The following is a 23,325-nucleotide window of genomic DNA, read 5'->3' as shown; positions in this document are numbered from 1 at the left end:
ACTTCACTTCCAGATGCGGACGTAGTCGATCTGCGTGGTGAGCCGGTCGGGCACCTGGTCATCCACGTACTCGTTGCCGATCGCGCCCATCGCCTGGTTCAGCGCCAGGTAGAAGGGGTGGTCGAAGGGGGAGGTCTCGCCGTAGAAACCGGCGAGCGCCGAGGAGTACTCGTTGATCATGCAGACCTTGCCGTTGAGCAGGATCGTGAGCTTGCCCGGCTCCCAGACGAGTCCGTAGGTGTTGAACTGACCGACCTTGATGGGGCACCGCGTGTGGGTGACGTTCTTGTTGGTGCCGTCGGTCGACTCGCCCGGGGTGTAGTGGATGAACGGCTTCACGATGCCGGGGTCGTTGCTGTACATCTCCGCGAAGTCGATCTCCCCCGACAGCGGCCACGGGCCGTAGGTGTCCTTCTCCGGCCACAGCCAGAACGACTGCTGCGAGCCCGGAACCCGAAGGTCGGGGATCTTGGCCCGGACCTCGTAGCGCCCGTAGGTCTGGGCGAACGTCTGGTGGTGCATGACCTGGCCGTACGCGTACTTCGACGACTTGTCCTTGCCGCAGTCGCGCGACTCCGTGCGCTCGACCAGGGACAACTCGAGGTTGCCGCCGCGGACGCCGATGGTTTCCGGGCTGTCGAACGCGCACGCGTACTTGATCTTGTTACCGGTCGTGAAACCGCTGTTCTCGGTGCGCTGCGCGACCCAGTAGCGGCGGTCGAGGGCCTTGCCCTCGAAGTCGTCGGCGAACGTGCAGACCCACGGGCTGCCGTCCGCCTTTCTCGGAGCGCCGCTACCGCAGTTCGGGTTCACCGGAGGCGGCGGGGAGACGATGTCGATCGTGAACCGCTCGCTGGAGCGCTCCGGGTTGACCGACGTGGCCGGGGTGCTCGCCCAGTAGTCGTAGGAACCGAGGTACTCGCGACCGGGCACCTTCAGGGTCGCCATCAGGTGGTCGTCGAGGACCGTCTCACTGACCCGGACGAACCCGGTGTTGTAGGAACCCGCGGTGTTGAGGATGATCCGGTCGCCGGGGTGGGCGTCGCCGGTGACCTGGACCGTGACCGTGCCCGACTCCTCCAGGACCAGCTCGCCGGGAGCAGAGGTCACCAGGACGTTGGGCGTGGTGGGCTCGGCGGCGAGCACGAAGCCCGCGGAGCTGCTTCCGCCTAGCGCCGCTACGACGATCAGGGCGGTGCCGGCCGTGGCCAGGGCTGGGATCCGGAACATTCAGGCTCTCCTTGGCGTCCCCGGTGCGGGAGGACGTGAGGACACACAGGTGTTGCGTTCCGAGATGTGCGTCGTGCGGGTGGCCGGCCGGTCGTGGCCGTCGTGAAGCGATGCTAGGCGGGATCTCCCGTGTTGCGCCGGTCCGGCTCGTCGTCGCGCTCACTGGTCTGGTCAACCGCGGGAGCCGGCGTAACTCATTTCCAGATACGCACGTAGTCGATCTCGGTCGTCACGGTGTCCGGAACGACAGCAGGGTCGTACTCGTTGCCGAGGGCGCCCATGGCCTGGTTCATCGCCAGGTAGAAAGGCTTGTCGAACGGCGAGCTCCGGCCCTGGACCCCGGCCAGCGCGGACTTGTACTCGTTGACGAAGCAGACGACCCCGTTGACGAGCACGGTGATCTTCTGCGGCTGCCACTCCACCCCGTAGGTGTTGAACTCGCCCACGTCGATCGAGCAGTAGTCGTGGGTGCGGTTCTGGCTGGTGCCCTTGCGGCCCTCGCCGGGGAGGTAGTGGATGAACGGCTTGTTGATGCCGACGGCGTTGCTGTACATCTCGGCGAAGTCGATCTCGCCCGAAGCCGGCCACCCGCCGTAGGTGTTCTTCACCGGCCACAACCAGAAGGACTGCTGGACGCCGGGCACCTGGACGTCGGGGATCCGCGCCCGGATCTCGTACTTGCCGTAGGTCTGCGAGAACGTCTGGTGGTGCATCACCTGGCCGAAGGCGAACTTCGACGACTTCTTCCCGCACTTCTGCACGGCGGGCAGCTCGACCAGGGAGAGCCGCAGCGCGCCGCCCGCGACGCTGATGGTGTCGGGGCTGTCCACGCCGCACGCGTAGCGGGTCCGGGTGCCGGTCGTGAAGCCGCTCGTCCTCGTCTCCTGCGGGACCCAGTACTTGCGGTTCAGCTCGTTCCCGTCGAACTCGTCGTCGAACGTGCACACCCACGGGGTGCCGTCCTCCTTGACCGGGTTGTCTCCCGAGCACACCGGGGCGGCGGGCGGAGGCGGTGTACCGATGGTCACCTCGAAGGTCGCGCTCTGGCCTTCCTGGTAGCGACCGGTCGCCGGAACCTTGACCCAGTACTTGTAGGTCCCCAGGTAGGCGCGCCCGGTCAGGATCAGGGTCGCGCGCAGGTTCTCGTCGAGGTAACCGGTGCTGACCTTCACGAACCCGAGGCCGTACGTGCCGGCGGTCTCGAGACGCACCCGGTCGCCCGGCGCGGCCGGGGCCTGGGCCTGGACGTGCACCTGGGTGGACTCGCGCAGGCTGAGGGAGGACGGCGGCTCGAGCACCAGCACCACGGGTCGCGAGAACGCGCCCAGGGTGTTGTCCTGGCTCTTGTTGGCAGCCAGCTCGCTGCCGGGGCCGGAGCCGTCGAACGCGTCGACGTAGTAGCCGGCGGCCAACAGCGCAACGGAGGCGGTGACGACCAGCAGGAATGCACGAAACATGGGGAAGGGGCCTGACTGGGAGGGGAAGTGACTACTGGGGCAGGTGAGGCCCGAGTTGCCTGGCCTGAGCGTACGAGTTCCGATGCCCTCCCCAGGCGTTCTGCGCCCGGTTTGCGACCGCGTGTCGCTTTGCCTAGGTTGGCGGGATGTCTTCACGCCCCCACAAGCTCCGTCTGATCGCGCTCCTGGCGCTCGGCGCCCTGGCGACCTCGCTCGCCGTGGTGCTGCCGGCCCAGGCCAAGCCCGGCTCCTGCGGCCGCCCATCTGGCTGCACCGCGTTCGAGCTGCAGCACGCCGGGTCCACGTTCGGGTGGTACCCGGTGGTGAGCCGCCACGAGTTCAAGGGCGGGGTCCCGAGCTCCTGGAAGAAGAAGGGGCGCGGCGGCTACGGCACCAACAACGGCATGCTCGAGCTGTACGCGAACAAGGACGCCCGGCTGAGCACCACCTGGACGCTCTCGAAGGCGACCGGACGGTGGGAGACCCGTTTCCGCACCGACCGGATGCGCAGCGCCACCAGGAAGGGCCTGGACTACACGATCCGGATCCAGCTGATCCCGACGAAGAAGTCGGCCCAGCACTGCGGCGCCCAGGGCGTCACGATGCTCAACTACCGGCGCGCGAAGCCGCACACCGCCGCGTTCGAGATCCACACGCTGCCGAACAACGTCTTCAAGAAGGTCATCGGCCACAAGCGGAACATCGGCCACGACGAGTGGCACACGATCGCCGTGGAGATCACCAGGAAGCGGATCTCCTGGTACGTCGACGCGAAGGTCGTCGCCAAGGAGGTTCGGCCCGCCGCCCTCCTGAACGTGCCGATGAAGATGAAGTTCTCCCTCATCCCGCCGAAGAAGAACGTGCACATGCGGGACGCCAAGATCCAGATCGACTGGGGTCGGTACTGGAACCTGAAGAAGAAGGGCAAGAACCAGAGCAAGGTCGCCAAGGCCCCGCGCACGAAGAGGCACACCGCCAAGCACGTCTGCTGAGCGGCTGACTATCGTGGACGTCATGGAGACCCCCGAGAGCGACCGGATCGAGCTGATCAAGGGAGCGATCCCGTCCCTGGTCATCAACCTCGGGTTCCTGCTGATCGCCAAGGGCGACCAGCGGATCCTGCTGCTGCTCTTCGCCTCGACCCTGGTCGGCATCGTGCTGCTGCTGACCCCGCGCGGTGCACTGGGCTTCGGAATCCTGCTCGGTGCCATCGCCGCGGTCGTGATCGCCCTCGCGCTCGCCGGGTTCGCGCACTGGAGCCCGCTCGGCGCCTGAAACCGTGTCACGAACGGCCCCTGCGGCCGTCTCCTCTGCAGAACGTGGGGAACCGTGGGGGTTGGCATGAAACACACCTTGGTCTCGTGGGCGCTCGGGGCGGCTGCGCTGACGTACGCCGTCCAGGCGGTGCTGTGCGCCGTCGTGTGGGAGCGCTTCGGACAGCTGGACACGTTGGAGCCGGGGGAGCGCATCACCCTGGCCCCGTTCCCGGGCGGTTACGACACCTTGCGGGTGCTGTGGTTCGTCGGCCTGGGGCTGGCCGGGCTGAGCCTGGTGCTCGTGTCGTTCTCGTTCCGGTTCCTGCTCGCCGTGCTGTCCGTCGCCTCGGGCGCGGCGGCGGCCGGGGCGCTGTGGTTCACGGTGGCGAGGCCGGGACTCGGGGTGCACGAGGTGAACGTCTTCGGCACCAGCGGAGGGTTCCCCTACGCCACGATCCTGTACGTCGTCGCGGTCGGCCTCGCCGGCCTCGGGGTGCTGCTGTCGCGCTCCGAGCCCGCGTTCTAGGCCGTCTCGGGCGTACGGCGGTCCTCGGGGCCGTTCGGCATGAACTGGGCCGCGATGTGCTCCCAGGCGTTGTCGATGAGCGTGACCAGGTCGATCTTCATCGCCTTGCGCACGTGGGGCTTCTCGAGCTCCCGGTCGACGAACCGGACGATGAAGCGGCGCAGCTCGCCGTCCAGGCCGGTGACCTTCTGCAGCACCGTGGCACGCCGGGTGTCCGCAGCGATCTCCATCACCACGTCCTCGGGGTCGGGCGGGCTGATGTGCCACAGGATCGTCAGCGGCTCGACCAGCTCCATGGTCAGGCGCAGCGGCAGCACCACCTTGGCGTTGAACCGCAGCATGTCGACGCCCAGGTCGAGGTGGAAGGCGACGTCGACCGGCAGGTTGACCTCGTAGCCCACGACGTCGGTGAGGGCCTCGCCGTACGCCTTGCCGAAGGTGCCGTTCGCGGTGGCCTTCGCGACCTTGCGGCCGGGCCCGGCGCCGATTGGGCCCAGCTGGAACTCCTCGCCGAGCACCCGGTTGATCGACTCCATGACCCGGTCGCGGTGGAGGACCAGGTCCATGAACCGCATCCCGAACTCGTCGTAGCCCAATGCCTGCGTCACCGCTCGATCATGGGGCATAACGGACTCCGACGGCGAACCGGGGGTAGCCCGGGAGTGGCGCTGGGTAACCCTGGGCGCTAGAACTCGTTGCAGAAGTATGAAGAAGGCTGCGCTCACCACGCTTCTGGCTGCCCTGCTCACGTTGCTGCTCACGGGCACCCTGGCGGGTGTGACCAGCCCGACGGCGAACGCCGACCCGGCTCCCGTGCCGCAGCTGCAGCGCGAAGGGCGCTACCTGGTCGACGAGCACGGCCGCCTCGTGATCGTGCACGGCCTCAACTTCGTCTGGAAGAAGGCGCCCTACGTGCCGCCGAACACCCCCGGCGGCTTCACCGCGACCGACGCCGACTGGCTGTACGAGCACGGCTTCAACGGTGCTCGTCTCGGCATCCTGTGGCCCGGCGTGAACCCGACGGCTCCCGGCGTCGTCGACCCGACGTACTTCCAGAATTGGGACCGGATCGTCGACCTGATGGCCGACAAGGGCATCTGGATGCAGTTCGACATGCACCAGGACATGTGGCACGAGACCTACGGCGGCGAGGGCGTCCCGAGCTGGGCGGTGAAGCGTCCGGCGCCGTGGTCGTTGCTGCCGTACCCGAAGGTGCCGTTCCCGTTCGGCTACTGGACCCCTGAGGTCTCGACGGTCTTCGACAACTTCTGGGCCAACAAGAACAACCTGCTCGACCACTGGGTCACCTTCTGGAAGCAGGTCGCGACGCACTACAAGGACCAGCCCTACTCGATGGGGTACGACCTGATCAACGAGCCCTGGGTCGGTTCGGAGTGGCCGACCTGCCCCCTGGGCGGATGCGCGCTGAGCTACTACAAGGAGCTCCAGCCGGCCCAGGACAAGGCGCTCGCCGGGATCCGGACCGTCGACCCGAAGAACATCGTCTGGTACGAACCGCAGCAGCTCTCCAGCGGCCTGCTGCTGCAGACCTACCTGAAGTCGGTGCCCGGCGAGGACAACCTCGGCCTGTCCTGGCACAACTACTGCAGCGCCACCTTCGTCGAGTCCACCGGCCTGCCGCTGAACGCGACCGAGTCCTGCACGGGGTTCACCCGCAACCGCCAGGACCACGCGGTCGACCAGTCCGCACGGATGAACGCCGTGCCCCTGATGTCGGAGTGGGGCGCCAGCGACAACGTGCGCGCGATCCAGATCGACGCCGAGGGCGCGGACGCCAACACCATGGGCTGGCTGTACTGGGCCTACAAGTACTGGAACGACCCGACCACGGCCGACACCAAGCAGGGCCTCTTCTTCGACGACGCCGACCTGTCGACCACCAAGCCGAAGCTCAAGGAGCTCGTGCGGACCTACCCGCAGGCGACCGCCGGCAGGGACCTGACCTACCGGTACGACTCGGCGACCGGGAAGTTCACGATGTCGTACGCCGCGGACCCGACGATCGACGCGCCCACGCGCATCTTCGTCAGCCCGCTGACCGCGCCGAACGGGTACACGGTGACGACGAACGTCGGCACGGTCACCAAGAACGGCTCGTACGTCGACCTCGACGTCGACTCCGCGACCACGGTGAACGTCACGATCACGCCCGTTCCGTAGCCGGTCGTCGAGCCCGTCGGGACGGGAACACCGACTCGCCGCCGCTCGTTGAACCGGTGACGGCTCGGTAGGGTGGAGCCGTCATCTGGCGCCACAGTGGTGAGCCAGTCAGGCCTCCAAGGAGGAGACCATGCAGAGCAGCAACCCCGTCTTCGCGCGGTCCGAGGGCTTCAACGGCAAGGGCGGGACCGGTTACGCCGGTTTCGACACGCCGACCTACGGCGACGCGCCGTCCACCCACACGGGTTCGGGCACCGGCCGGATGACGATCGACTCGGTCGTCCAGAAGAGCGCGATCACCCTCGGTGTCGTCGTGCTCGTCGCCGCCGCGACCTGGATCGCGACCGGCGACGTCCTGATCGAGAACGAGTTCACCAACGCCGTCGAGATGGACCCCGACAAGCTGAGCATGCTCTACACCCTGAGCCTGGTCGGCGCCCTCGGCGGCTTCGTGCTGGCGATGGTCAACTCGTTCAAGAAGGTCGTGAGCCCGGCTCTCGTGATCGCGTACGCCGCGCTCGAGGGTCTCTTCATCGGCGCGATGAGCAAGACCTTCCAGCTCGCCTTCGGCGGCGGTGTGGTGACGGGTGCGGTGCTCGGCACCGTGGCCGCGGTCGCCGGCACCCTGGCGGCGTACAAGTTCTTCAACATCCAGGTCGGTGCGCGCTTCCGCAAGTTCGTCATCGCGGCGATGTTCGGCTTCGTCGCCGTCACGCTGCTGGACGTCCTGCTCGGGGTGTTCGGTGGCAACGAGATCGGCTTCAACGGCTTCGGCGGCCTCGGCCTGGTGATGAGCGTCGTGGGCCTGTGCCTCGGTGTGTTCATGCTGATCCTCGACTTCGACTTCGTCGAGAAGGGGGTCGCGGCGGGTCTCCCGGAGCGCGAGTCGTGGCGGGCCGCGTTCGGCCTGACCGTGACGATCATCTGGATCTACATCGAGCTCCTGCGGATTCTTGCCATCCTCCGCGGCAACGACTGATCAGCGCTGTCCCACGCGGCACCTCGCGGCGTTGTCGTCTCTTGACGTCCGCTCCGCTGCGCTCCGCAGGAGGACGCCTGCGTTCCTCCGCCTTGCGATGCACCACGTGGGACGACGCTGATAGCTAGACAGTCTCCGGAGCGCCCGAGTCCTCGCTGGACTCGGGCGCTTCGACGTCTCCGGGACTGAGCCAGCGGCGACGCATCTGCAGCACCCAACGTCCTCCGGGTCCGCGGGCCGACCCGCCGACCTCGGTGCCGTCGATCTCGGTACCGGGGTTCCGGGTGGCGTGCACCGCCGCCTTGCCGATCGGTCGCAGGCCCTCCCCGCGACGGGTCTGCGGGTGCTCCTCGTCGTCCGGGCCGAGCCCCAGGGACGCGAGCACCGACGGCAGCAGCACGCCGACGAGCGAGGAGTAGCCGGCGGCGGAGGGGTGGAACCGGTCAGGACCGAAGAACACGGTCGGGTCGGCGTCGAACTCAGGCCCCAGGATCGACCCCAACGACACCGTGCGCCCGCCGGCCTCGACGACCGCGATCGTCTGGGCAGCAGCGAGGCGGCGCGACCACTGACGGGCGACCTGGCGCAGCGGCTGGGGGATCGGGCGAACGGTGCCGAGATCGGGACAGGTTCCGACGACGACCTGCACGCCCGCGTCCTGGAGGCGGCGCACGGCCTCGGAGAGGAAGCGCACCGACTCCGAGGGCAGCATCCGGTGGGTGACGTCGTTGGCCCCGATGAGGATCACCGCGACGTCGGGCGCCGTGGGGAGCGCGGCCTTGATCTGGCCGACCAGGTCGCTCGACTTGGCGCCGGAGACGCAGAACGCACCGAGGTGGACGCGTCGGTTCGCGCGGGCGGCCATGCCTGAGCCGAGGAACGCGCCGGGCGTCTCCTCCACCGTGCTCACGCCGTACCCGGCCGCGCTGGAGTCGCCGAGGAGCGCGACCTTGATCGCGGGCCCGGGGCGGCCGCGGCCGTACCAACCGGTCGGGTCGGGGACCCGCGCCTCGATGCGCCCGATCGCCTTGCGGGCCACCTTCGCCTCGGCGCGGAGGAGGCCGTAGAGCGACGCCCCCAGCAGGGAGAGCCCACCTCCGCCGTACGCCGCCGCTGAAGCCAGCTTGCGTGCCGCTGCTGCTCGTCCCATCGCGACCATCCTAGGCAGGACGGGCGAAACGGGCCGACGCGCCCCCAGCGCGCCGACCCGTTCCGAGTCTCGTCAGGACAGGTGTGCCCGGCTCACGATGATCGGGTGGTCGGTCAGCCGCTTGTCCTTGCCCGACCAGTCCTGCAGGTAGCTGCTGAAGCGAGCACCGGAGACCAGGACCCAGTCGATGCTGGCCTTCTTGGGCATCTTGCAGGCGCCGGTCGACGGCGTCGTGTTCGCGGAGTACATGAGTCCACCGGCCGACAGCGGGCAGTACGCGCGCTCCCGGTCGTTGAGGTCACCGGTGAGGAACACGGCCTTGCCGGTCTTGCGGAGCTCGATGACCTTGGCGCGCTCGATCGCGATCGCCTTGTCGCGCCACTTGCCCTGCTTGCCGTAGGCCTTGATCGAGGCCGGGTTGTGCACGTTGATGAAGTACGCCGAGATGCCGGTCGACTTCTGGCGGAGCTCGATCACCGGCATCTTGCGGGGATGACCGTCGAAGTACGGCACGTTGATCGTCGAGGCCGAGACCAGCTCCATGGTGGAGTTGCGCCAGATGATCGAGTTCTCGGTGTCGGCCTTGGGGTCGGACGGGTAGATCCCGTACGTCGTGCCGGCGGCCTTGAGGAACGCGGTCCGGTTCTTCTTCTGGAATTCCTGGAGTCCGATGACGTCGAGCCCGTATCCCGCCAGGAAGGTCACCTGCCGGGGCGTGCGCCAGGCGTAGCCCGGGTACCTGCCGCCCTTCTTGGTGGTGTGGCTGGCGCCGAGGACGTTGAACGCGGCGACGACGAAGCCCGGGTCGAGCTCGGGCGGCGTGGTCGGGGTGGTCGGGGTGCTGGTCGGGAGCGCCTTGCCGACGTAGGTGTCGAGCCAGCGCGTCGGGTCGGTCTTGGTCGCGTTCGTGGTGAGCGCGAAGTACAACGAGCAGAAGCGGGCGATGCCCTGGTTGCCGACGGTGCCGAGCTTCTGCCCGGACTTCACCTTCTGGCCGGTCTTCACCGAGTGCGACCGCATGAAGCCGTAGTAGCCGATGATCTTGCTCTTCTTGCTGGTCACCATCACCAGGTGCTTGCCGCTGGTCTTGGACTTGCTGACGGTGGCGACGCCGGCGAAGGCGGAGCGTACGGTCGAACCGCAGGGCGCCTTGATCTCGGTGCCGGGCTTGGAGCCGTAGGTCTTGAGGTCCTTCGCCTTCTTGCTCGCCACCGGGAACATCACGTTCGGGGGAGAAGCCTTGCGCTGGGCGGCCGGGACGCTCTTGGTGCCGGCCAGCGAGATCCCGCCGGAATTCGCGACGACCAGCGCCGGGGCAATCAGCGCGCCGAGCACGGCGGTACCGATCAGGGTCCTCGAGACACGGGCGACAGACATGGGCTCTCCTGCTTGGTCAGTGGTGGGGGAAGCACCGAGCGCTCCGAGTATGGCCCGAAAACTGAGAAAATTGGGGCTTGAGTGAAAAAAAGTTACTCATGATGCGTGTCGGTGCTTGCAAACTACAACGATGTAATACTCAGGGCGCCGGTTTTGACCCGTTCTAGGAGTCGGCAGGAGGACGACTATCTTGAGTCCTATGTTCCTCACTTCGTTCGTCAGTGAGTTCTCGGCCACTCGGCCACGAGCAAGCTCGAGCACTCGCTAGCCTCGACTCATGGACTACGCGAACTCGCTCCTCGACCTGATCGGCAACACCCCGCTGGTCAAGCTCGGGAAGACACTGGACCGCGCTGAAGGCACCGGGGGACCCCTGGTGCTGGCGAAGGTCGAGTACCTCAACCCGGGCGGTTCGGTGAAGGACCGCATCGCCCGGCGGATGATCGACGCGGCCGAGGCGTCCGGTGAGCTCAAGCCCGGCGGCACCATCGTCGAGCCGACCTCCGGGAACACCGGGGTGGGCCTCGCGCTGGTCGCCCAGCAGCGCGGCTACCGGTGCGTGTTCGTGTGTCCGGACAAGGTCAGCGAGGACAAGCGCAACGTGCTCAAGGCGTACGGCGCCGAGGTGGTCGTCTGCCCGACAGCCGTCGCGCCGGAGCACCCGGACTCCTACTACAACGTCTCCGACCGGCTGGCCTCCCAGCCGGGCGCGTGGAAGCCGGACCAGTACTCCAACCCGAACAACCCGCGGTCGCACTACGAGGACACCGGACCGGAGATCTGGCGGCAGACCGACGGGAAGATCACCCACTTCGTCTGCGGGATGGGCACCGGCGGCACCATCTCGGGCGTCGGTCGCTACCTCAAGGAGCAGAACCCCGCTATCCAGGTGATCGGCGCGGACCCGGCCGGCTCGGTGTACTCCGGCGGCACGGGGCGCCCGTACCTGGTCGAGGGTGTAGGTGAGGACTTCTGGCCCGACACCTACGACCGCACGGTCGCCGACCGGGTCATCGAGGTCTCCGACGCCGATTCGTTCGCCTTCACCCGCAGGCTCGCGCGCGAGGAGGGCCTCCTGGTCGGGGGCTCGTCCGGCATGGCTGCGTTCGCTGCCGCGCAGCTGGCTGCCGAGATCACAGCGACATCCGCGGGCCCCGACGCGGTCATCGTGGTGCTGCTGCCCGACTCCGGTCGCGGCTACCTGACCAAGGTCTTCAACGACGACTGGCTCGCGCAGTACGGCTTCCTGGCGGCCCAGGACGACCAGACCGTCGGCGAGGTGCTCCGCGGCAAGTCCGGCGAGCTGCCCTCGATGGTGCACACGCACCCGACCGAGACCGTCGCCGAGGCCATCCACATCCTCAAGGAGTACGGCGTCTCGCAGATGCCGGTGGTCCGGGCCGAGCCGCCCGTGATGGCTGCCGAGGTCGCCGGATCGGTCTCCGAGCGGGCCCTGCTGGAGGCGCTGTTCGCCGGTCAGGCCAAGCTCGCCGACCAGGTCGAGGCCCACATGAGCCCAGCCCTGCCCACGATCGGTGCCTCGGCGGGCGTCGCCGAGGCGATCACTGCCCTGGGGGACGCAGATGCGTTGCTGGTGCAGGAGGACGGCCGTCCCGTCGGCGTCCTGACCCGGGCCGACCTGCTCACCTTCCTCGCCGCCTTCCGGTAGTCGGCGGTTCCGTTAGTTCCCTGACCAGCCATGTTCTAAAGTGGACGTGCGGTCGCGATCTCCGTACCCCACACGGACGCGACCGGGATCCGTTGGGGTGCAGCGCCGCCCTCGAGGCAGGCGCACAACGGATCAGGTGGCGGGGTGATCCTGGGAGGGGTACCCCGCCACCACCTCAACGCCACGTCGGCCGGCCCCAGGAGCACACGGTGAGCTACCTCACGATCGCCCGGGACGCCCGGGCCGAGATCGAGGTCAGCCGGTCGCGGTTCCTCTGCGCACTGGTCAGGGTCGAGGACGAGCTGTCGGCCCGTAGCGTGGTCGAGCAGGCGCGCAAGGAGCACTGGGACGCCCGCCACCACTGCTCCGCGTTCGTGCTGGGCCCCGAGCGTGCGCTGGAGCGTGCCCACGACGACGGCGAGCCTCCGGGCACTGGCGGCGCCCCGATGCTGGACGTGCTCCGGGGCCGGGAGGTCAGCGACGTCGTCGCCGTCGTGACGCGGTGGTTCGGTGGCACCCTGCTCGGCACCGGCGGCCTGGGCCGCGCGTACGGCGACGCGGTCCGGGCGGCGTTCGAGACCGCGGCTCTGGTGCGGCGCGTCGAGCAGGAGCTCTGCGACGTCACCGTCGATCTGGCGGCGGCCGGACGCCTCGAGCACGAGCTGCGGGCACGCGGGACGAAGGTGCTCCGGATCGACTACACGGACATGGCGACGCTCGAGCTCGCCGTCCCGTTGATCGCGGTGCCGGTCGCCGAGGAGATCGTCGCCGAGCTGACCGGCGGAGCGGCGGGTTTGTTCCGCCGCGGTCGCCGTTGGGTGGACGCGCCGGTCAGCTGATCGCGCGCGTGACCGACCGGACCACCTCGGCGTCGATCTTGAGCGTCTCGCGGTCCCACGTCATCAGGCCGTTGCGCTCGGTCTCGACGTCGGTCAGCTGGGTGTAGATCGTGGCGGCCAGGCCCCGGCGTACGGCGGGGGTGATCCAGCGGGTGTGCAGCCGCGTGAACGCGGTCGCCAGAGCGTCGGCGTCCTCGCAGTGGCCGTAGTCGAACACCTCGTCGCTCTCGCCGCCGAGCCCGAGGCCGCCGTACTCGGACAACGCATGTGTGCGCCTCTCGCGCCGGCGCGGGCGGAACCGGAACGGTCGCAGGTACCGGTGGTAGCTCTTGACGTCCCCGCCGCCCTGGTCGATCCACCCGCTGGCGTGGCAGACCGACCGGGACGGGTCCAGCTCCTTGACCTCGGCGGCGATCTCGGCGGCGTCGAACTGCCCCCAGCCCTCGTTGAAGGGGACCCAGACCGCGACCGACGCGGTGTTGCGGAGCAGGGCCACCGTTGCTCGGACCTCCTCGCGGAACTCCGCACGGGCGGCGGCGTCACTGCGGAAGAAGAAGTCGTACCTGCTGTCGGAGAGCCGGATCGGCCATCTCGCCGGCAGGTTCGCGACCAGCTCGCGGTAGCGACCCCCGCCGTTGACCACGTCCTGCCAGACGAGCAGGCCGAGCCGGTCGCAGTGGTGGTACCAGCGCAGCGGCTCGACCTTGACGTGCTTGCGGACGACCGTGAAGCCGAGGGCCTTGACCGTCTCGAGGTCGTGCACGATCGCCGCGTCGCTCGGCGCTGTCATCAGGCCGTCGGGCCAGTAGCCCTGGTCGAGCACACCGACGTGCTGGATCGGCTCGCCGTTGAGCAGGAAGCGCTGATGTCCGTCGGCGTCCGGGCCGGTGCCGAAGGTGCGCAGGGCGGCGTACGAGGTGACGAGGTCGGCGCCGCAGGTGATCTCCAGGTCGTAGAGGTGCGGGTCGGCGGGAGACCAGAGGTGCGGGTCGGGAACGTCGAGGCGCAGGGGAGTGTTGGCCGGGCCGGTGACCTCGGCGACGAGGGTGCCCCCGTCGAGGACGCGGACGGTCGCGCCTGGCGTCTGGTCCGGTCCTCGAGCCTGCCGAGACGTAGTGACCGTGACGGCCAGCCCTGTCAGGTCCGGCACGATCGTCAGCCGCTCGACGTACGTCTCCGGCACGGCCTCGAGCCACACCGTCTGCCAGATCCCGGACTGTGCCGTGTACCAGATCCGACCGGCATCCAGGCGTTGCTTGCCGCGCGCGTGCGGTCCGGCCTCGGAGAGGTCCCGCACCCGTACGACGATCGTCTGGTCCTCGGCGACCAACGCGTCGGTGACGTCGAACGAGAACGGCAGGTACCCGCCGGTGTGGCTGCCGACCTCGACGTCGTTCACCCACACCGTGCAGACCTGGTCGACCGCACCGAAGTGCAGCAGCATGCGGGCCCCGGCGCTCCCGGTCGTTGCGGCCAGCCCGGTCAGCGAGCTTGTCGAGATGCGTAGCCGGTACCAGAGGAACTCCTCCGGCTGCAGCTGTCGACCGACGCCGGAGAGCTCCGTCTCGGGGGAGAACGGCACCACGATCTCGCCGTCCCAGGTGGTCGGATGCTCCGGCCCGCCGAAGGCGTACTCCCAGCGGCCGTTGAGGTTGATCCAGCTGTCCCCGCCGCGGGCCAGCTGAGGACGCGGATGCTCCGGCAGCGGGTGGTCGACGTCGAGGTCTCGGCCCCAGCGGGTGAGGGAGGGCTCGACGGTCACGGGTCGAGGCTACGTGGATGTGCAGGGCGTTGCGACGCTCAGCGGCGTACCTCCCGGATGACCTCGACCCCGGTCAGCTTCTCGGGGTTGCGGACCAGGTAGATCTCCTTGACGAGTCCGTTCTCGGCGACCACCGTCCCGACCGCGTCCAGCTCGTCGTCGAGGTAGAGGAACAGGGCGGCGGCGCCGTTCACGGTGCCCCAGCTGACGTCGACCTTGCTGTCGGTAGGGACGACGGCGGCCAGGAAGCGGGCCACCTTGGTCGCGCCGTGGATCGGCCTGAGTGCCGCCTTCTTGAAGCCGCCGCCGTCGGTGTGCAGCACGACCTCGGGTGCGAGCAGCCCGATCAGCGGCTCGACCTCGCCGGTCGAGGCTGCCAGGAAGAACTGCGCGACGATCTCCTGGGAGTTCTGCGGGACCTCGACCCGGGGCCGCCGGGCCTCGACGTGCTTGCGGGCGCGCGAGGCCAGCTGCCGAACCGCGGCCGGCTCCTTCTCGGTCGCCGCGGCGATCTCGTCGTACCCGAAGCCGAAGACCTCGCGGAGCACGAAGACCGCGCGCTCCAGCGGGCTCAGGGTCTCGAGCACGACGAGCATCGCGAACGACACCGAGTCGGCCAGCTCGACGTCCTCGGCGACGTCGGCGGTGGTGACGAGCGGCTCGGGGAGCCAGGTGCCGACGTACGTCTCGCGCTGGCGCTGCAGGGTCCGCAGCCGGTTCAGGCTCTGCCGGGTGACGACCCGGACGAGGTACGCCAAGGGGTCGCGCACCTCGTCAGTGAGACTGTGCTTGTCGAGGCGGGCGCTCCACCGCAGCCAGGAGTCCTGGACCACGTCCTCGGCGTCGGCGGCGCTGCCGAGCATCTCGTAGGCGACCGTGAAGAGCAGCCCGCGGTGCTCGGCGAAGACCTCAGCGGCGTCCGTCACCTCGGGCTCAGCTCGCAGCTGTCCTTGAAGCCCTGGCTGGTCAGCCCCAGCGCGCTGTTGAACCGCGAGCGCTCGTTCTCGACGGCGATCATCATGGTCAGCTCCACAAAGCCATCTTCGCCGAGCTCGGCCCGGAGCGCCTCGGTCATCTCGTCGGTGACCTCCAGCGGCGTCACGCTCATCGCCTCGGAGTACTCGAGCACCTGGCGCTCGAGCTTGGTGAAGACGGTCGACTCGCGCCACAACGGGACCTCGCTGAGCTTGCTGGTGTCCAGGCCCTGGGCGTGGGTGGCGTAGTACCCGAAGTCCATGCACCAGCTGCAGCCGATCACCGAGGCGCTGCCGAGCTGGGCGAGCGCCTTCAGGTCGGGGTCGAGCTTGTCCCACTTGGCGACCTTGCCCTCGAACTTCAGCACGGCCCACAGGACCGGCTTGTTGTGCAGCATCGCGAGGCCGTTGTCGAGGACGTCGCCGTACGTGCGGCGCGAGTACCAGCCCATGAACCTGCTCAGCAGACCCTGGCCCTCGACGAGCGGGACGCGGGCGGCGGCGCGACGGGCTTCGGTGGTGGGGTGGGTGTCGGTGCTCATCGGTCTCTCCTGTGCTTCGGCCCCCGGGTGGGGCGTCCGGACATGAAGACACCGGCCGGCCTGGATCTGTGACATCCGAATCTCCGTGGACGTGCTTCCGGGCCGCTGGCACGCTGACCCCATGAGCCCGACCTTCCTGATCACCGCGCTGGTGATCGTGGCCACGCCCGGGACCGGTGCGCTGTTCGCGATCGCGGCCGGCCTGACCCGCGGCACCCGCGCTGCTCTGCTCGCCGCGTTCGCGAGCACCCTCGGGACGGTGCCGCACCTGGTCGCGGCGATCACCGGACTGGCCGCGCTGCTGCACGCCAGCGGGATCGCGTTCCAGACGATCAAGTACCTCGGTGTGGCCTACCTGCTCTGGATGGCGTGGAACACCTGGCGCGACCGCGGTGCGCTGACCGCCGAGCCCGCGCAAACGCCGCGGTCGCTGTGGTCCGTTCTCGGCACCGGCATCACCATCAACCTGCTCAACCCGAAGCTGACGATCTTCTTCGTCGCGTTCCTGCCGCAGTTCGTGCCGACCGGGACGCCGCACGCCACCCTGCACATGCTGGCCCTCAGCGGCGTGTTCATGGCGCTCACCTTCGTGGTCTTCGCGGCCTACGGCGCCTGTGCGGCGGGGTTGCGTGACCGGGTGCTGGCGCGCCCGGCGGTGCTGGACCGGATCCGCAAGGTCTTCGCCGCGTCGTTCGCGGCGCTCGGCCTGCGGTTGGGGCTCGAAGGTCGCTGACCAGGGCCGTCTCCCGCGACCGGCTGCCGTTTGGGAGGATGTTGGCTGTGATCTCCTCCTCCGTCGCGCAGCGCAGCCTGCTGGCGACCCTCGAGATCACCGTCGCGGCATCAGCCGCCCACGCCGTCGCCGGTGGTCACCTGCCGGGAGCCGGCTTCCTCTTCGCTTTCGCCGGGATCGTCTTCGGCTGCTGCTTGGTGAGCATCGGCCGCGTCGTGCGTCCGGGTGTCGTCGTGCCTTTCGTGCTGGTGGCGCAGGTCGGTCTGCACGCTGCTCTCGGCGCGGGACCGCACCAGCACGGTGCCCCGCACGGTGCGCGGGTTCCCGCGCCCGGCTCCGAGGGCTTCTTCGGCGTCCTGCACCTCACCCCGGTGATGTTCTGGGCGCACCTCGTGACCGCCCTCGTCACCGCGATCCTGCTCCTCCTCCAGGAACGCGTGCTCGCCGCCGTCGTCGCACGGTGGCACCGTGCCCTGACGCCGGTGGTCCTGCCCCGGCTGCGGCGCCTCGCTCTGCTGGACGTCGTCCCGGCTCTGCCGGGTGACGCGTTGTTCCGGCTCGCGCCGAGACGAGGACCGCCGTACGCGGTCGTCGCGACGCACTGACTGACTCCCTGCTCCTGAGCCGGGTCTCGGTGTGTCGCGGTACGCCCGCCACCTCACACCTTTGATCCAGGAGTACTCGCATGTCTGTTCGTCGTACCGCCGCGCGCCTCGTCGCGCTCCCTGCCGCCGTCGTGGGCTTCGGTGCCCTCGCTGCCGCACCTGCCCTCGCCCACGTCACGATCACGCCGGACTCCGGTGCCGCCGAGAGCTACACGGTGCTGACCGTGAGCGTCCCGCACGGCTGCGAGGGGTCGCCGACCACCAAGATCGCGATCAGCATCCCGGAGGAGATCAACGCCGTCACCCCGACCCGGAACGCTCTGTGGGACGTCGAGAAGAAGCTCGTCACGCTCGCGGAGCCCGTCAAGGATGCTCACGGCAACGAGATCACCGAGCGGGTCGGCCAGGTCGTCTACACCGCGAAGGCCCCGCTGCCCGACGGCTACCGGGATGCCTTCGAGCTGTCGCTCCAGGTGCCGGACGCGGTCGGCAAGACGCTCGCCTTCCCGGTCATCCAGACCTGCGTCAAGGGCGAGACCAAGTGGAACGAGACGGCGGCCGAGGGTGCGCCGGAGCCGGAGCACCCGGCGCCGACGCTGACGGTGACCGAGAGCACCGGCGACGGCCACCACGGCAGCGCCTCGGGTGAGGCCGAGGAGTCCTCGCACGGCGAGAAGTCCTCCGACGACGAGGGCGCCTCGAAGGGCCTTGCCTACACCGGCCTGGGTGTCGGTGTGCTGGGTCTGCTCGCCGGCGCTGCGGCGCTTGCCAAGAGCCGCAAGGCCTGAGCTGTGCGGTCCTCAGGACGGGCACCGCTGCGAGCCGTACGTCGGCTCGTGCTGGTGCCTGTCCTGACGGCCCTGCTCGCGCTGATCGGTGCCGTGCTCACCGCTGGACCGGCCAGCGCGCACGCCACGCTGATCGGCACCGACCCGACCGAGGGTCAGGTGCTCGCCTCGGCGCCGCCCTCGGTCACGTTCAGTTTCGACGAGCCGGTGCGCTCGAGCGACGGCGGTGTGCGCCTCTTCGACGCGGCCGGCAAGGAGCTGGACGCCGACGCGAGCACCACGGACACGAAGCTGAAGGTCGAGCTGCCCGGCGCGCTGGCCGACGGTACCTACGTCGTCGCCTGGCGGGTGGTGTCCTCCGACGGGCACCCGATCGCCGGTGCGTTGACCTTCTCGATCGGTGCGCCGAGCGAGAAGGTGGCGGCGACCACCGCCGTCCCGCAGGCGTCGCCGACGAGCGTGCGCGCGGCGCTCGGCACCGCCCAAGGGCTCACCTACCTCGGCATCTTCGGCGCGGGTGGTCTCGTCGTGTTCGCCCTCCTGCTGCTGCCGCGCGACAACGGCATCGACCAGATCCGCGAGCGACTGCTGCGCGTCGCGCGCTGGTTCGCGTGGTTGGTCGTCGCCGCGGGATTCTCGGCGGTCGTGGTCACGACGCTCTACCAACGGGCCGAGGGCTTCTCGGCGCTGTTCAGCGACAGTCCGGTCGACATCCCGACCGGAGCCGAGCTGGTCAGCTGGGCGGTCGCGGCCGCGGGAGTCTGGGTCGGGGTGCTCGCCGGTCGGCGTACGGGGGACGGGGCTCGCGTGGTCGCGCTGGTCGGAGTCGTCGCGGCGCTCGGCGCGCTGGGCCTGGTCGGTCACACCCGCGCGTTCCCTCCGCTGTGGCTGATGCTCAGCACCGACCTGGTGCACGTGGCTGCCGGCGCCGTCTGGTTCGGCGGACTTCTCGGGCTGGTGATCAGCCTGCGCCGTCTCGCCGACCGCCCTCGGTTGGCCGCCCAGGCGCTGGGACGCTTCTCGGCGCTGGCGGGATGGTTGCTGCTGGGTGTCGCGGTCACCGGCACGTTGCTCGGCTGGCGGATCCTGCGGGACTGGGACAACGTGCTGACCACGAACTTCGGCCGGGTGCTCCTCGTCAAGATAGGCGTCGTGGCGGTGGTCGCGGCGATCGCGGGCTGGAACCGGTACCGGCTGATGCCGGCGGTACTCGCGGACAGCGGTTTCGCCGCCCGCGGCGCAGCGGCGGCTCGGATGCGGCGTACGGTCCGGGTCGAGGCGGTGCTTCTGGTCGGCGTCCTCGGCCTGACCGGCTTCCTGGTCGACCGCTCTCCGGTGCAGGACTCCGGCTCGGTCGCACTGCCCGGGGGTCTGGACTCCTCGACGTACACCGGCCAGTTCGGCAAGGTGAAGGTCGTCGCCGTGATCGAGCCGGCCAAGGTGGGCAAGAACACCGTGCTGCTCCAGCTGCAGGACCTGAGCGGCAACCCGCTCGAGCCGTTGGGGACACCTGCTCTCTCGGTGACCGACGGCGCGCTCGCGCTGGGGGACCAGGCGGTGACGAACGTCGACTCCGGGACCTACCGTGCGACGGTGCTCATCCCGAAGGCGGCTACCTGGACCATCCAGGTGAGCGTGCCGCTGTCGGAGTTCGACTCCCCGGTCGTCTCGGTGGAGGTCCCGGTGCTCAGCCGCTGACGGCGACGGTGATCGGGATGGTGCGGACGACCCCGGAGACGCGGGTCTGGACGAACATCCGGTAGTCGCCGGGAGCCTCGAAGTTGATGTGGAAGTTCAGCACCGACTTCTTGCCCTCCGTGACCGGCGAGCTCAGCGGGTGCATGTGCACGAGCGCCCCGGTCTTCACGTTGAACGCGGAGACGTGCGCGTAGACGCCGAGGTAGGTGCCCAGCGAGGCGGGCTTCCCGTCACGGCTGAAGCCGAGCTCCATCTGCTTCTCGAACCCGGTGGTCGGTCTCCTCACCACCGAGACAGTGGTGCCGTCGTCGGTCGCCGAGGTGCTGACCGCGGGCACGGCGACGGTCTTTCCCGGCCTGCCGATGGTGCGCTCCTCGCCGAGAACCAGCTGGTCGCCGTTGCCGCCCTCGTCGCGCGCGGTGAACTCGGTGATCACCCGGTAGGTACCGTCGGTGGGCACGGTCAGGTTGCCCGTCCAGGTGCCGTCCTCGGCCATCTCCGGGTGCACGTGCCGGAAGACGGAGAGGTCCTTGCTGACGACGTACACGTGCATGTCCTTGGTCAACTCGGTGATGTAGTCGAGCAGCGGCTTCCCGCGGAACGTCTCGATCTGGAAGCTGAGCTTCCCGGGTACGCCGGCCTTCTCCGGCACGGTCAGGTTCTTGATCGTGTAGCCGACGTACGACGACTTGAGGCCGTCGCCGGCGGGCAGCCCCGTGTGCGAGTGGGGGACCTCCTCACCCGACGGCTTGTCGGTGTCGCCACCGCAACCGGCAGCGCCCAGGGCGAGTACGCCGACGAGGGCGGCTGCGGCGGTGCGCGCGAGGGCGATGGGCTTCACCCCACGATTCTGTCAGGGGCGTGTTCGAGGTGGCTCAGGGCGCCGTCGTGCCGCCGAGCGGGATCGGGTCGAGACCGAGCTTGCGGTGGTCCCAGGAGCGGGTGCGCTCGACGTCGAACCGCACCGCGACGCGCTTGAGGAGCATGAACTCCACCAGCGGCTTGACCTCCTCGGAGTACGGCCCGTTGTAGCGCTCCCAGACGCTGACGCCGACCTTCCAGAGCGCGTCCGGGTCGTGGACGATGTGCGCGTTCCCCTCGAGCGAGACGCCGCGCAGGGTGTCGTAGGTGAGGCCGTCCTCGACGAGGACGGTGGCGCGGGAGTCGCGGCCGATGTTGATCGCCTTCTGCGCCTTGGCCTTGGTCTCGAACCAGATCACGCCGTCGATCAGACCGAACCACATCGCGACGGCGTGCGGGTGGCCGGTCGCTCCGAGGGTGATCAGGTTGGCGGTGCGCTTGCCCGCCAGGAACGATTGGATCTCCTCCTCGGTCATCTCCACCTGCGACCGCTGGTTGATCCCCATGCTTGCTCCTAGCTCGAGACGAGGTCCGCGCCCGAGGGCACCTTGATCGTGACCGGCTTGCTCCAGTCGTTCAACGCGACAGTAGTGGTCTCGCCGTTGATCTTGACGGCGATCTTGCGCAGCAGCTGTCCGCTGTCGACGTAGAAGTCGAAGGTGACGCTCTGCGAGACCCCGCTGGTGCCGGCGAGCACCTTGAACGCGCCGGAAGCCAGGGTCGGGTCGACGGTGACGAGGTAGTGGTCGCACGCCGTCCCCTCGACCGTGTCGGTGCCGTCGGCGACCACGTCGCTGATGCCCTCGGCGAGACCGGCCACCGAGTCCTCGGGGCTGATCGCGGAGTACGTCGAGATCAGCTTCCCGTAGCTCGGGTCGGTGTCGTCCATCTTCAGGAACTTGCCCCCGACCTCCTGCTGGATGAAGACCATGCCGTCGGCGATGACGAACATCCCGGGTCCCCGTTGCGGGTCCTCGGCGTCGACCAGGGTCCGGGTGCCGTCCTCGCCGTACGCGACGTCGACCTCGGCGGAACCCATGCTGGCGGCGTCCACGGAGAGGTGGACCGTGGTCTCGTCGTCGATCGCGGCGAGCAGACCGGCGACGAATGCCTTCTGGTCCACGGGGCCGGAGAGGGCGTTGCTGGACTTCGTGCTCGTCGGCGCGTCGTCACCGCTGCACGCAGCGGGCAGGACGAGCAGGCCGGCCGCGACGATCGCGGCGAGGCGTCGGGAGGGGCGCATCGGTTGGTACTCCGGTCCTGGGGGAAACGCGGTGGTCGAAGCCTAGAGCGCGTGTTTGCGTCCGGGAAGGTCGGGCACGGGGCGGGGACCCGAGTTTCCCCCGACAGAAGGACAGATGATGAGGAAACCTGCTGTGGTCGACAAGGGCGCACGCACCGCTCTCCATGCGGCCACCCACCCGTTGTCGAGCATCGCGTACGTCGTCGGAATCGCCCGAGGTGCGGCGTCCGCCGTCGTGGAGGTGGCACGCCCGAGCGCCTCCGAGCCCGAGCCGGTCGCGCGCCCGACAGTGTCCGTGGTCCCGGTCCCGCCGGCTCCCCAACGTGCTCCCGCGCCGCAGGGTGAGTCGTTCGCGCACGAGCCTCAGCCGGTCGCTCCGCACGGTCGTTCAAGCCGACGTGCCGAGGCCGAGGTGGACGACTGGCGCGGGGACGCCGAGCTCGACCTCCGGCCCGACGAGGAGCCGGCTGCGGAGTCGGTGGTCGAGGCGCTCGCGCGCAACGACCGACCCGGGGAGGACCAGGTCGACCACGACGCCATCGCCGCGGCGCTGAGCGAGAGCGACGTGCTGCGGCAGCAGCCCCGGCGCTAGCCGCGGTTGAGGGCGACGGCTTCGCGGACCAGCTCCACCAGGGCGTCACCGTCGAGGTCGCCGCCCTCGGGCACGTCGATGGCCCGGCGGGTGCCGGCGTCCATGCTCGCGTTGAAGAGGCCGCTCGGGTCGTCGAGCGAGGCGCCCTTGGCGAAGGTGAGCTTCACCTTGTCCTTGTAGGTCTCGACCGTGCAGATCAGCCCGTCGCACGAGAACGTCGGGACGCCATCGGGGTTGGACGCCTTGCGCCACTTCACTTCCTCGACGATGTCCGGGTCGGCACTGCTGATCAGCGAGCGCACGCGGTCCACGAGGTCTTCTCTCCAGTCAGCCATGCCCGCACTGTACTGATCCCGGGCTGCGCTTCACCCGATCTCCCGACGGCAGGCGGCGACGTCATCCTCGCCGACGTGGGGCGGGGAACCGACGGGGATCGAGAAGGTGATCGTGCGGTGCACGGCGCCCTCGATCTCGACCTGCTGCGTGCGCGAGCCGACGGCTTCGGAGGTGTTCTCGTCGGCGTACGCGGTCACGGTCAGGGTGAGCTCGCGCGCCCTGACGTGCGACCCGTCGAGCTCCAGCCTGGCGGTCACCGTCCCGGACGCCGCGTCGTACGTGCAACCGGGGTGGCCCTCGGTACCCACCCAATCGATGCGCAGCCTCTCGGTGGCCGGCTCGTCGTCCTGGCTGCGGAAGAGAACCGACCCGACCGCGGCGAGTACGAGCAGCACGACGAGACCGACAACGGTGCGGGCCGAGGTGGACACCGTTCGAGCGTAGGGGAACCGACGTGCCGGGCGGTGCGTCCGAGTCGGTGTGAACCTGCCTCGTCGGTACCGCCAAGGTCTCGGAACCATCGTCGT

The 23,325-nt window shown here is 69.1% G+C and carries 25 protein-coding genes; 12 read left to right on the top strand and 13 right to left on the bottom strand.

Going from position 1 to position 23,325, the window contains the following annotated elements:
* Window positions 1-3: 3 nt before the first annotated feature.
* Together ABIE44_RS05315 and ABIE44_RS05310 are read right to left on the bottom strand one after the other, a co-directional pair.
* Window positions 4-1,230: a family 16 glycosylhydrolase gene (locus ABIE44_RS05315; RefSeq protein ID WP_209721095.1), complete on the bottom strand. Its 1,227-nt coding sequence runs from the start codon at window positions 1,228-1,230 to the stop codon at window positions 4-6.
* 194 nt (window positions 1,231-1,424) lie between these two features.
* Window positions 1,425-2,687 (bottom strand): glycoside hydrolase family 16 protein, encoded by a 1,263-nt coding sequence (locus ABIE44_RS05310; protein WP_209721098.1) that lies wholly within the window; start codon window positions 2,685-2,687, stop codon window positions 1,425-1,427.
* 146 nt (window positions 2,688-2,833) lie between these two features.
* Here ABIE44_RS05310 and ABIE44_RS05305 point away from each other — a divergent pair, with 146 nt between their 5' ends.
* The 3 genes from ABIE44_RS05305 to ABIE44_RS05295 all read left to right on the top strand — a co-directional run bounded on the left by ABIE44_RS05305 (window position 2,834) and on the right by ABIE44_RS05295 (window position 4,469).
* Window positions 2,834-3,679 (top strand): hypothetical protein, encoded by an 846-nt coding sequence (locus ABIE44_RS05305; protein WP_209721100.1) that lies wholly within the window; start codon window positions 2,834-2,836, stop codon window positions 3,677-3,679.
* Window positions 3,680-3,701: 22 nt separating this feature from the next.
* Window positions 3,702-3,962, top strand: a complete 261-nt coding sequence (locus tag ABIE44_RS05300) for a hypothetical protein (protein ID WP_209721103.1) — start codon at window positions 3,702-3,704, stop codon at window positions 3,960-3,962.
* 66 nt (window positions 3,963-4,028) lie between these two features.
* Window positions 4,029-4,469 (top strand): hypothetical protein, encoded by a 441-nt coding sequence (locus tag ABIE44_RS05295; RefSeq protein WP_209721106.1) that lies wholly within the window; start codon window positions 4,029-4,031, stop codon window positions 4,467-4,469.
* Here the strand turns inward: ABIE44_RS05295 and ABIE44_RS05290 are convergent.
* Window positions 4,466-5,077, bottom strand: coding sequence for a hypothetical protein (locus ABIE44_RS05290; protein WP_209721109.1), 612 nt, complete (start codon window positions 5,075-5,077; stop codon window positions 4,466-4,468). The genes ABIE44_RS05295 and ABIE44_RS05290 overlap by 4 nt on opposite strands.
* Window positions 5,078-5,174: 97 nt before the next feature.
* Here ABIE44_RS05290 and ABIE44_RS05285 point away from each other — a divergent pair, with 97 nt between their 5' ends.
* Together ABIE44_RS05285 and ABIE44_RS05280 are read left to right on the top strand one after the other, a co-directional pair.
* Window positions 5,175-6,650 carry a cellulase family glycosylhydrolase gene (locus ABIE44_RS05285; RefSeq protein ID WP_209721112.1) on the top strand — a complete coding sequence of 492 codons (1,476 nt, stop codon included), beginning with the start codon at window positions 5,175-5,177 and terminating at the stop codon, window positions 6,648-6,650.
* Between the two features lie 130 nt (window positions 6,651-6,780).
* The gene (locus tag ABIE44_RS05280; protein WP_209721114.1) at window positions 6,781-7,629 is read left to right on the top strand and encodes a Bax inhibitor-1/YccA family protein; all 849 of its coding nucleotides are present in this window, start codon (window positions 6,781-6,783) and stop codon (window positions 7,627-7,629) included.
* A 124-nt stretch (window positions 7,630-7,753) separates the two neighbouring features.
* On the opposite strand, the gene ABIE44_RS05275 is transcribed toward ABIE44_RS05280, so the two are convergent.
* A complete protein-coding gene (locus ABIE44_RS05275; protein ID WP_209721117.1) occupies window positions 7,754-8,779 on the bottom strand; it encodes an SGNH/GDSL hydrolase family protein in 1,026 nt (341 codons plus the stop codon).
* Between the two features lie 72 nt (window positions 8,780-8,851).
* Entirely contained in the window at window positions 8,852-10,156 is a 1,305-nt protein-coding gene (locus tag ABIE44_RS05270; RefSeq protein ID WP_209721120.1) for a peptidoglycan DD-metalloendopeptidase family protein, read from the bottom strand.
* A gap of 277 nt (window positions 10,157-10,433) precedes the next feature.
* Between ABIE44_RS05270 and ABIE44_RS05265 the strand changes: the two genes are divergently transcribed.
* Both ABIE44_RS05265 and ABIE44_RS05260 read left to right on the top strand, forming a co-directional pair.
* A complete protein-coding gene (locus ABIE44_RS05265) occupies window positions 10,434-11,825 on the top strand; it encodes a cystathionine beta-synthase (RefSeq protein ID WP_209721124.1) in 1,392 nt (463 codons plus the stop codon).
* 209 nt (window positions 11,826-12,034) lie between these two features.
* Entirely contained in the window at window positions 12,035-12,664 is a 630-nt protein-coding gene (locus ABIE44_RS05260; RefSeq protein ID WP_209721127.1) for an IMPACT family protein, read from the top strand.
* Here ABIE44_RS05260 and ABIE44_RS05255 read toward each other — a convergent pair.
* From ABIE44_RS05255 to ABIE44_RS05245, 3 genes are read right to left on the bottom strand one after another with little or no spacing between them, the layout of a single operon-like run.
* Window positions 12,657-14,426 (bottom strand): glycoside hydrolase family 2 protein, encoded by a 1,770-nt coding sequence (locus ABIE44_RS05255; protein ID WP_209721130.1) that lies wholly within the window; start codon window positions 14,424-14,426, stop codon window positions 12,657-12,659. The genes ABIE44_RS05260 and ABIE44_RS05255 overlap by 8 nt on opposite strands.
* 38 nt (window positions 14,427-14,464) lie before the next feature.
* Window positions 14,465-15,352: an RNA polymerase sigma-70 factor gene (locus ABIE44_RS05250; protein ID WP_209721133.1), complete on the bottom strand. Its 888-nt coding sequence runs from the start codon at window positions 15,350-15,352 to the stop codon at window positions 14,465-14,467.
* Entirely contained in the window at window positions 15,349-15,942 is a 594-nt protein-coding gene (locus tag ABIE44_RS05245) for a carboxymuconolactone decarboxylase family protein (RefSeq protein ID WP_209721136.1), read from the bottom strand. Before ABIE44_RS05245 ends, ABIE44_RS05250 begins: the two co-directional genes overlap by 4 nt.
* Window positions 15,943-16,063: 121 nt before the next feature.
* On the opposite strand from ABIE44_RS05245, the gene ABIE44_RS05240 reads away from it, so the two are divergent.
* The 4 genes from ABIE44_RS05240 (at window position 16,064) to ABIE44_RS05225 (ending at window position 19,766) form a co-directional block, all read left to right on the top strand.
* Window positions 16,064-16,675 carry a LysE family translocator gene (locus ABIE44_RS05240; RefSeq protein WP_209721138.1) on the top strand — a complete coding sequence of 204 codons (612 nt, stop codon included), beginning with the start codon at window positions 16,064-16,066 and terminating at the stop codon, window positions 16,673-16,675.
* Between the two features lie 47 nt (window positions 16,676-16,722).
* The gene (locus tag ABIE44_RS05235; protein ID WP_209721141.1) at window positions 16,723-17,280 is read left to right on the top strand and encodes a hypothetical protein; all 558 of its coding nucleotides are present in this window, start codon (window positions 16,723-16,725) and stop codon (window positions 17,278-17,280) included.
* Between the two features lie 80 nt (window positions 17,281-17,360).
* The gene (locus ABIE44_RS05230; protein ID WP_209721144.1) at window positions 17,361-18,068 is read left to right on the top strand and encodes a YcnI family copper-binding membrane protein; all 708 of its coding nucleotides are present in this window, start codon (window positions 17,361-17,363) and stop codon (window positions 18,066-18,068) included.
* 54 nt (window positions 18,069-18,122) lie between these two features.
* On the top strand, window positions 18,123-19,766 hold the full coding sequence (locus ABIE44_RS05225) for a copper resistance CopC/CopD family protein (protein ID WP_209721147.1): 1,644 nt from the start codon (window positions 18,123-18,125) through the stop codon (window positions 19,764-19,766).
* Here ABIE44_RS05225 and ABIE44_RS05220 read toward each other — a convergent pair.
* Genes ABIE44_RS05220 through ABIE44_RS05210 form a run of 3 tightly spaced genes read right to left on the bottom strand, consistent with a single transcriptional unit; the run spans window position 19,756 to window position 21,870 of the window.
* Window positions 19,756-20,607 (bottom strand): DUF8832 domain-containing protein, encoded by an 852-nt coding sequence (locus ABIE44_RS05220; protein ID WP_209721150.1) that lies wholly within the window; start codon window positions 20,605-20,607, stop codon window positions 19,756-19,758. The genes ABIE44_RS05225 and ABIE44_RS05220 overlap by 11 nt on opposite strands.
* Before the next feature lie 34 nt (window positions 20,608-20,641).
* The gene (locus ABIE44_RS05215; RefSeq protein WP_209721153.1) at window positions 20,642-21,133 is read right to left on the bottom strand and encodes a pyridoxamine 5'-phosphate oxidase family protein; all 492 of its coding nucleotides are present in this window, start codon (window positions 21,131-21,133) and stop codon (window positions 20,642-20,644) included.
* Between the two features lie 8 nt (window positions 21,134-21,141).
* Window positions 21,142-21,870 carry a LolA-like protein gene (locus ABIE44_RS05210; protein ID WP_209721156.1) on the bottom strand — a complete coding sequence of 243 codons (729 nt, stop codon included), beginning with the start codon at window positions 21,868-21,870 and terminating at the stop codon, window positions 21,142-21,144.
* A 118-nt stretch (window positions 21,871-21,988) separates the two neighbouring features.
* Here ABIE44_RS05210 and ABIE44_RS05205 point away from each other — a divergent pair, with 118 nt between their 5' ends.
* Window positions 21,989-22,462 (top strand): hypothetical protein, encoded by a 474-nt coding sequence (locus ABIE44_RS05205; protein ID WP_209721159.1) that lies wholly within the window; start codon window positions 21,989-21,991, stop codon window positions 22,460-22,462.
* Here the strand turns inward: ABIE44_RS05205 and ABIE44_RS05200 are convergent.
* Window positions 22,459-22,797, bottom strand: coding sequence for a DUF1801 domain-containing protein (locus ABIE44_RS05200; protein WP_209721162.1), 339 nt, complete (start codon window positions 22,795-22,797; stop codon window positions 22,459-22,461). The genes ABIE44_RS05205 and ABIE44_RS05200 overlap by 4 nt on opposite strands.
* Window positions 22,798-22,827: 30 nt before the next feature.
* Window positions 22,828-23,229 (bottom strand): hypothetical protein, encoded by a 402-nt coding sequence (locus tag ABIE44_RS05195; RefSeq protein ID WP_209721165.1) that lies wholly within the window; start codon window positions 23,227-23,229, stop codon window positions 22,828-22,830.
* Between the last annotated feature and the right edge of the window lie 96 nt (window positions 23,230-23,325).

The sequence above is a fragment of the Marmoricola sp. OAE513 genome, assembly GCF_040546585.1.
In the GTDB taxonomy this organism is placed as follows: domain Bacteria; phylum Actinomycetota; class Actinomycetes; order Propionibacteriales; family Nocardioidaceae; genus Marmoricola.
This window is presented reverse-complemented; position numbering and strand designations above follow the sequence as displayed.

Coding starts and splice junctions, on each gene's coding strand:
- ABIE44_RS05315 (WP_209721095.1), bottom strand. CDS start 1,230: ATGTTCCGGATCCCAGCCCTGGCCACGGCCGGCACCGCCCTGATCGTC.
- ABIE44_RS05310 (WP_209721098.1), bottom strand. CDS start 2,687: ATGTTTCGTGCATTCCTGCTGGTCGTCACCGCCTCCGTTGCGCTGTTG.
- ABIE44_RS05305 (WP_209721100.1), top strand. CDS start 2,834: ATGTCTTCACGCCCCCACAAGCTCCGTCTGATCGCGCTCCTGGCGCTC.
- ABIE44_RS05300 (WP_209721103.1), top strand. CDS start 3,702: ATGGAGACCCCCGAGAGCGACCGGATCGAGCTGATCAAGGGAGCGATC.
- ABIE44_RS05295 (WP_209721106.1), top strand. CDS start 4,029: ATGAAACACACCTTGGTCTCGTGGGCGCTCGGGGCGGCTGCGCTGACG.
- ABIE44_RS05285 (WP_209721112.1), top strand. CDS start 5,175: ATGAAGAAGGCTGCGCTCACCACGCTTCTGGCTGCCCTGCTCACGTTG.
- ABIE44_RS05280 (WP_209721114.1), top strand. CDS start 6,781: ATGCAGAGCAGCAACCCCGTCTTCGCGCGGTCCGAGGGCTTCAACGGC.
- ABIE44_RS05275 (WP_209721117.1), bottom strand. CDS start 8,779: ATGGGACGAGCAGCAGCGGCACGCAAGCTGGCTTCAGCGGCGGCGTAC.
- ABIE44_RS05270 (WP_209721120.1), bottom strand. CDS start 10,156: ATGTCTGTCGCCCGTGTCTCGAGGACCCTGATCGGTACCGCCGTGCTC.
- ABIE44_RS05265 (WP_209721124.1), top strand. CDS start 10,434: ATGGACTACGCGAACTCGCTCCTCGACCTGATCGGCAACACCCCGCTG.
- ABIE44_RS05245 (WP_209721136.1), bottom strand. CDS start 15,942: ATGAGCACCGACACCCACCCCACCACCGAAGCCCGTCGCGCCGCCGCC.
- ABIE44_RS05240 (WP_209721138.1), top strand. CDS start 16,064: ATGAGCCCGACCTTCCTGATCACCGCGCTGGTGATCGTGGCCACGCCC.
- ABIE44_RS05230 (WP_209721144.1), top strand. CDS start 17,361: ATGTCTGTTCGTCGTACCGCCGCGCGCCTCGTCGCGCTCCCTGCCGCC.
- ABIE44_RS05215 (WP_209721153.1), bottom strand. CDS start 21,133: ATGGGGATCAACCAGCGGTCGCAGGTGGAGATGACCGAGGAGGAGATC.
- ABIE44_RS05210 (WP_209721156.1), bottom strand. CDS start 21,870: ATGCGCCCCTCCCGACGCCTCGCCGCGATCGTCGCGGCCGGCCTGCTC.
- ABIE44_RS05205 (WP_209721159.1), top strand. CDS start 21,989: ATGAGGAAACCTGCTGTGGTCGACAAGGGCGCACGCACCGCTCTCCAT.
- ABIE44_RS05200 (WP_209721162.1), bottom strand. CDS start 22,797: ATGGCTGACTGGAGAGAAGACCTCGTGGACCGCGTGCGCTCGCTGATC.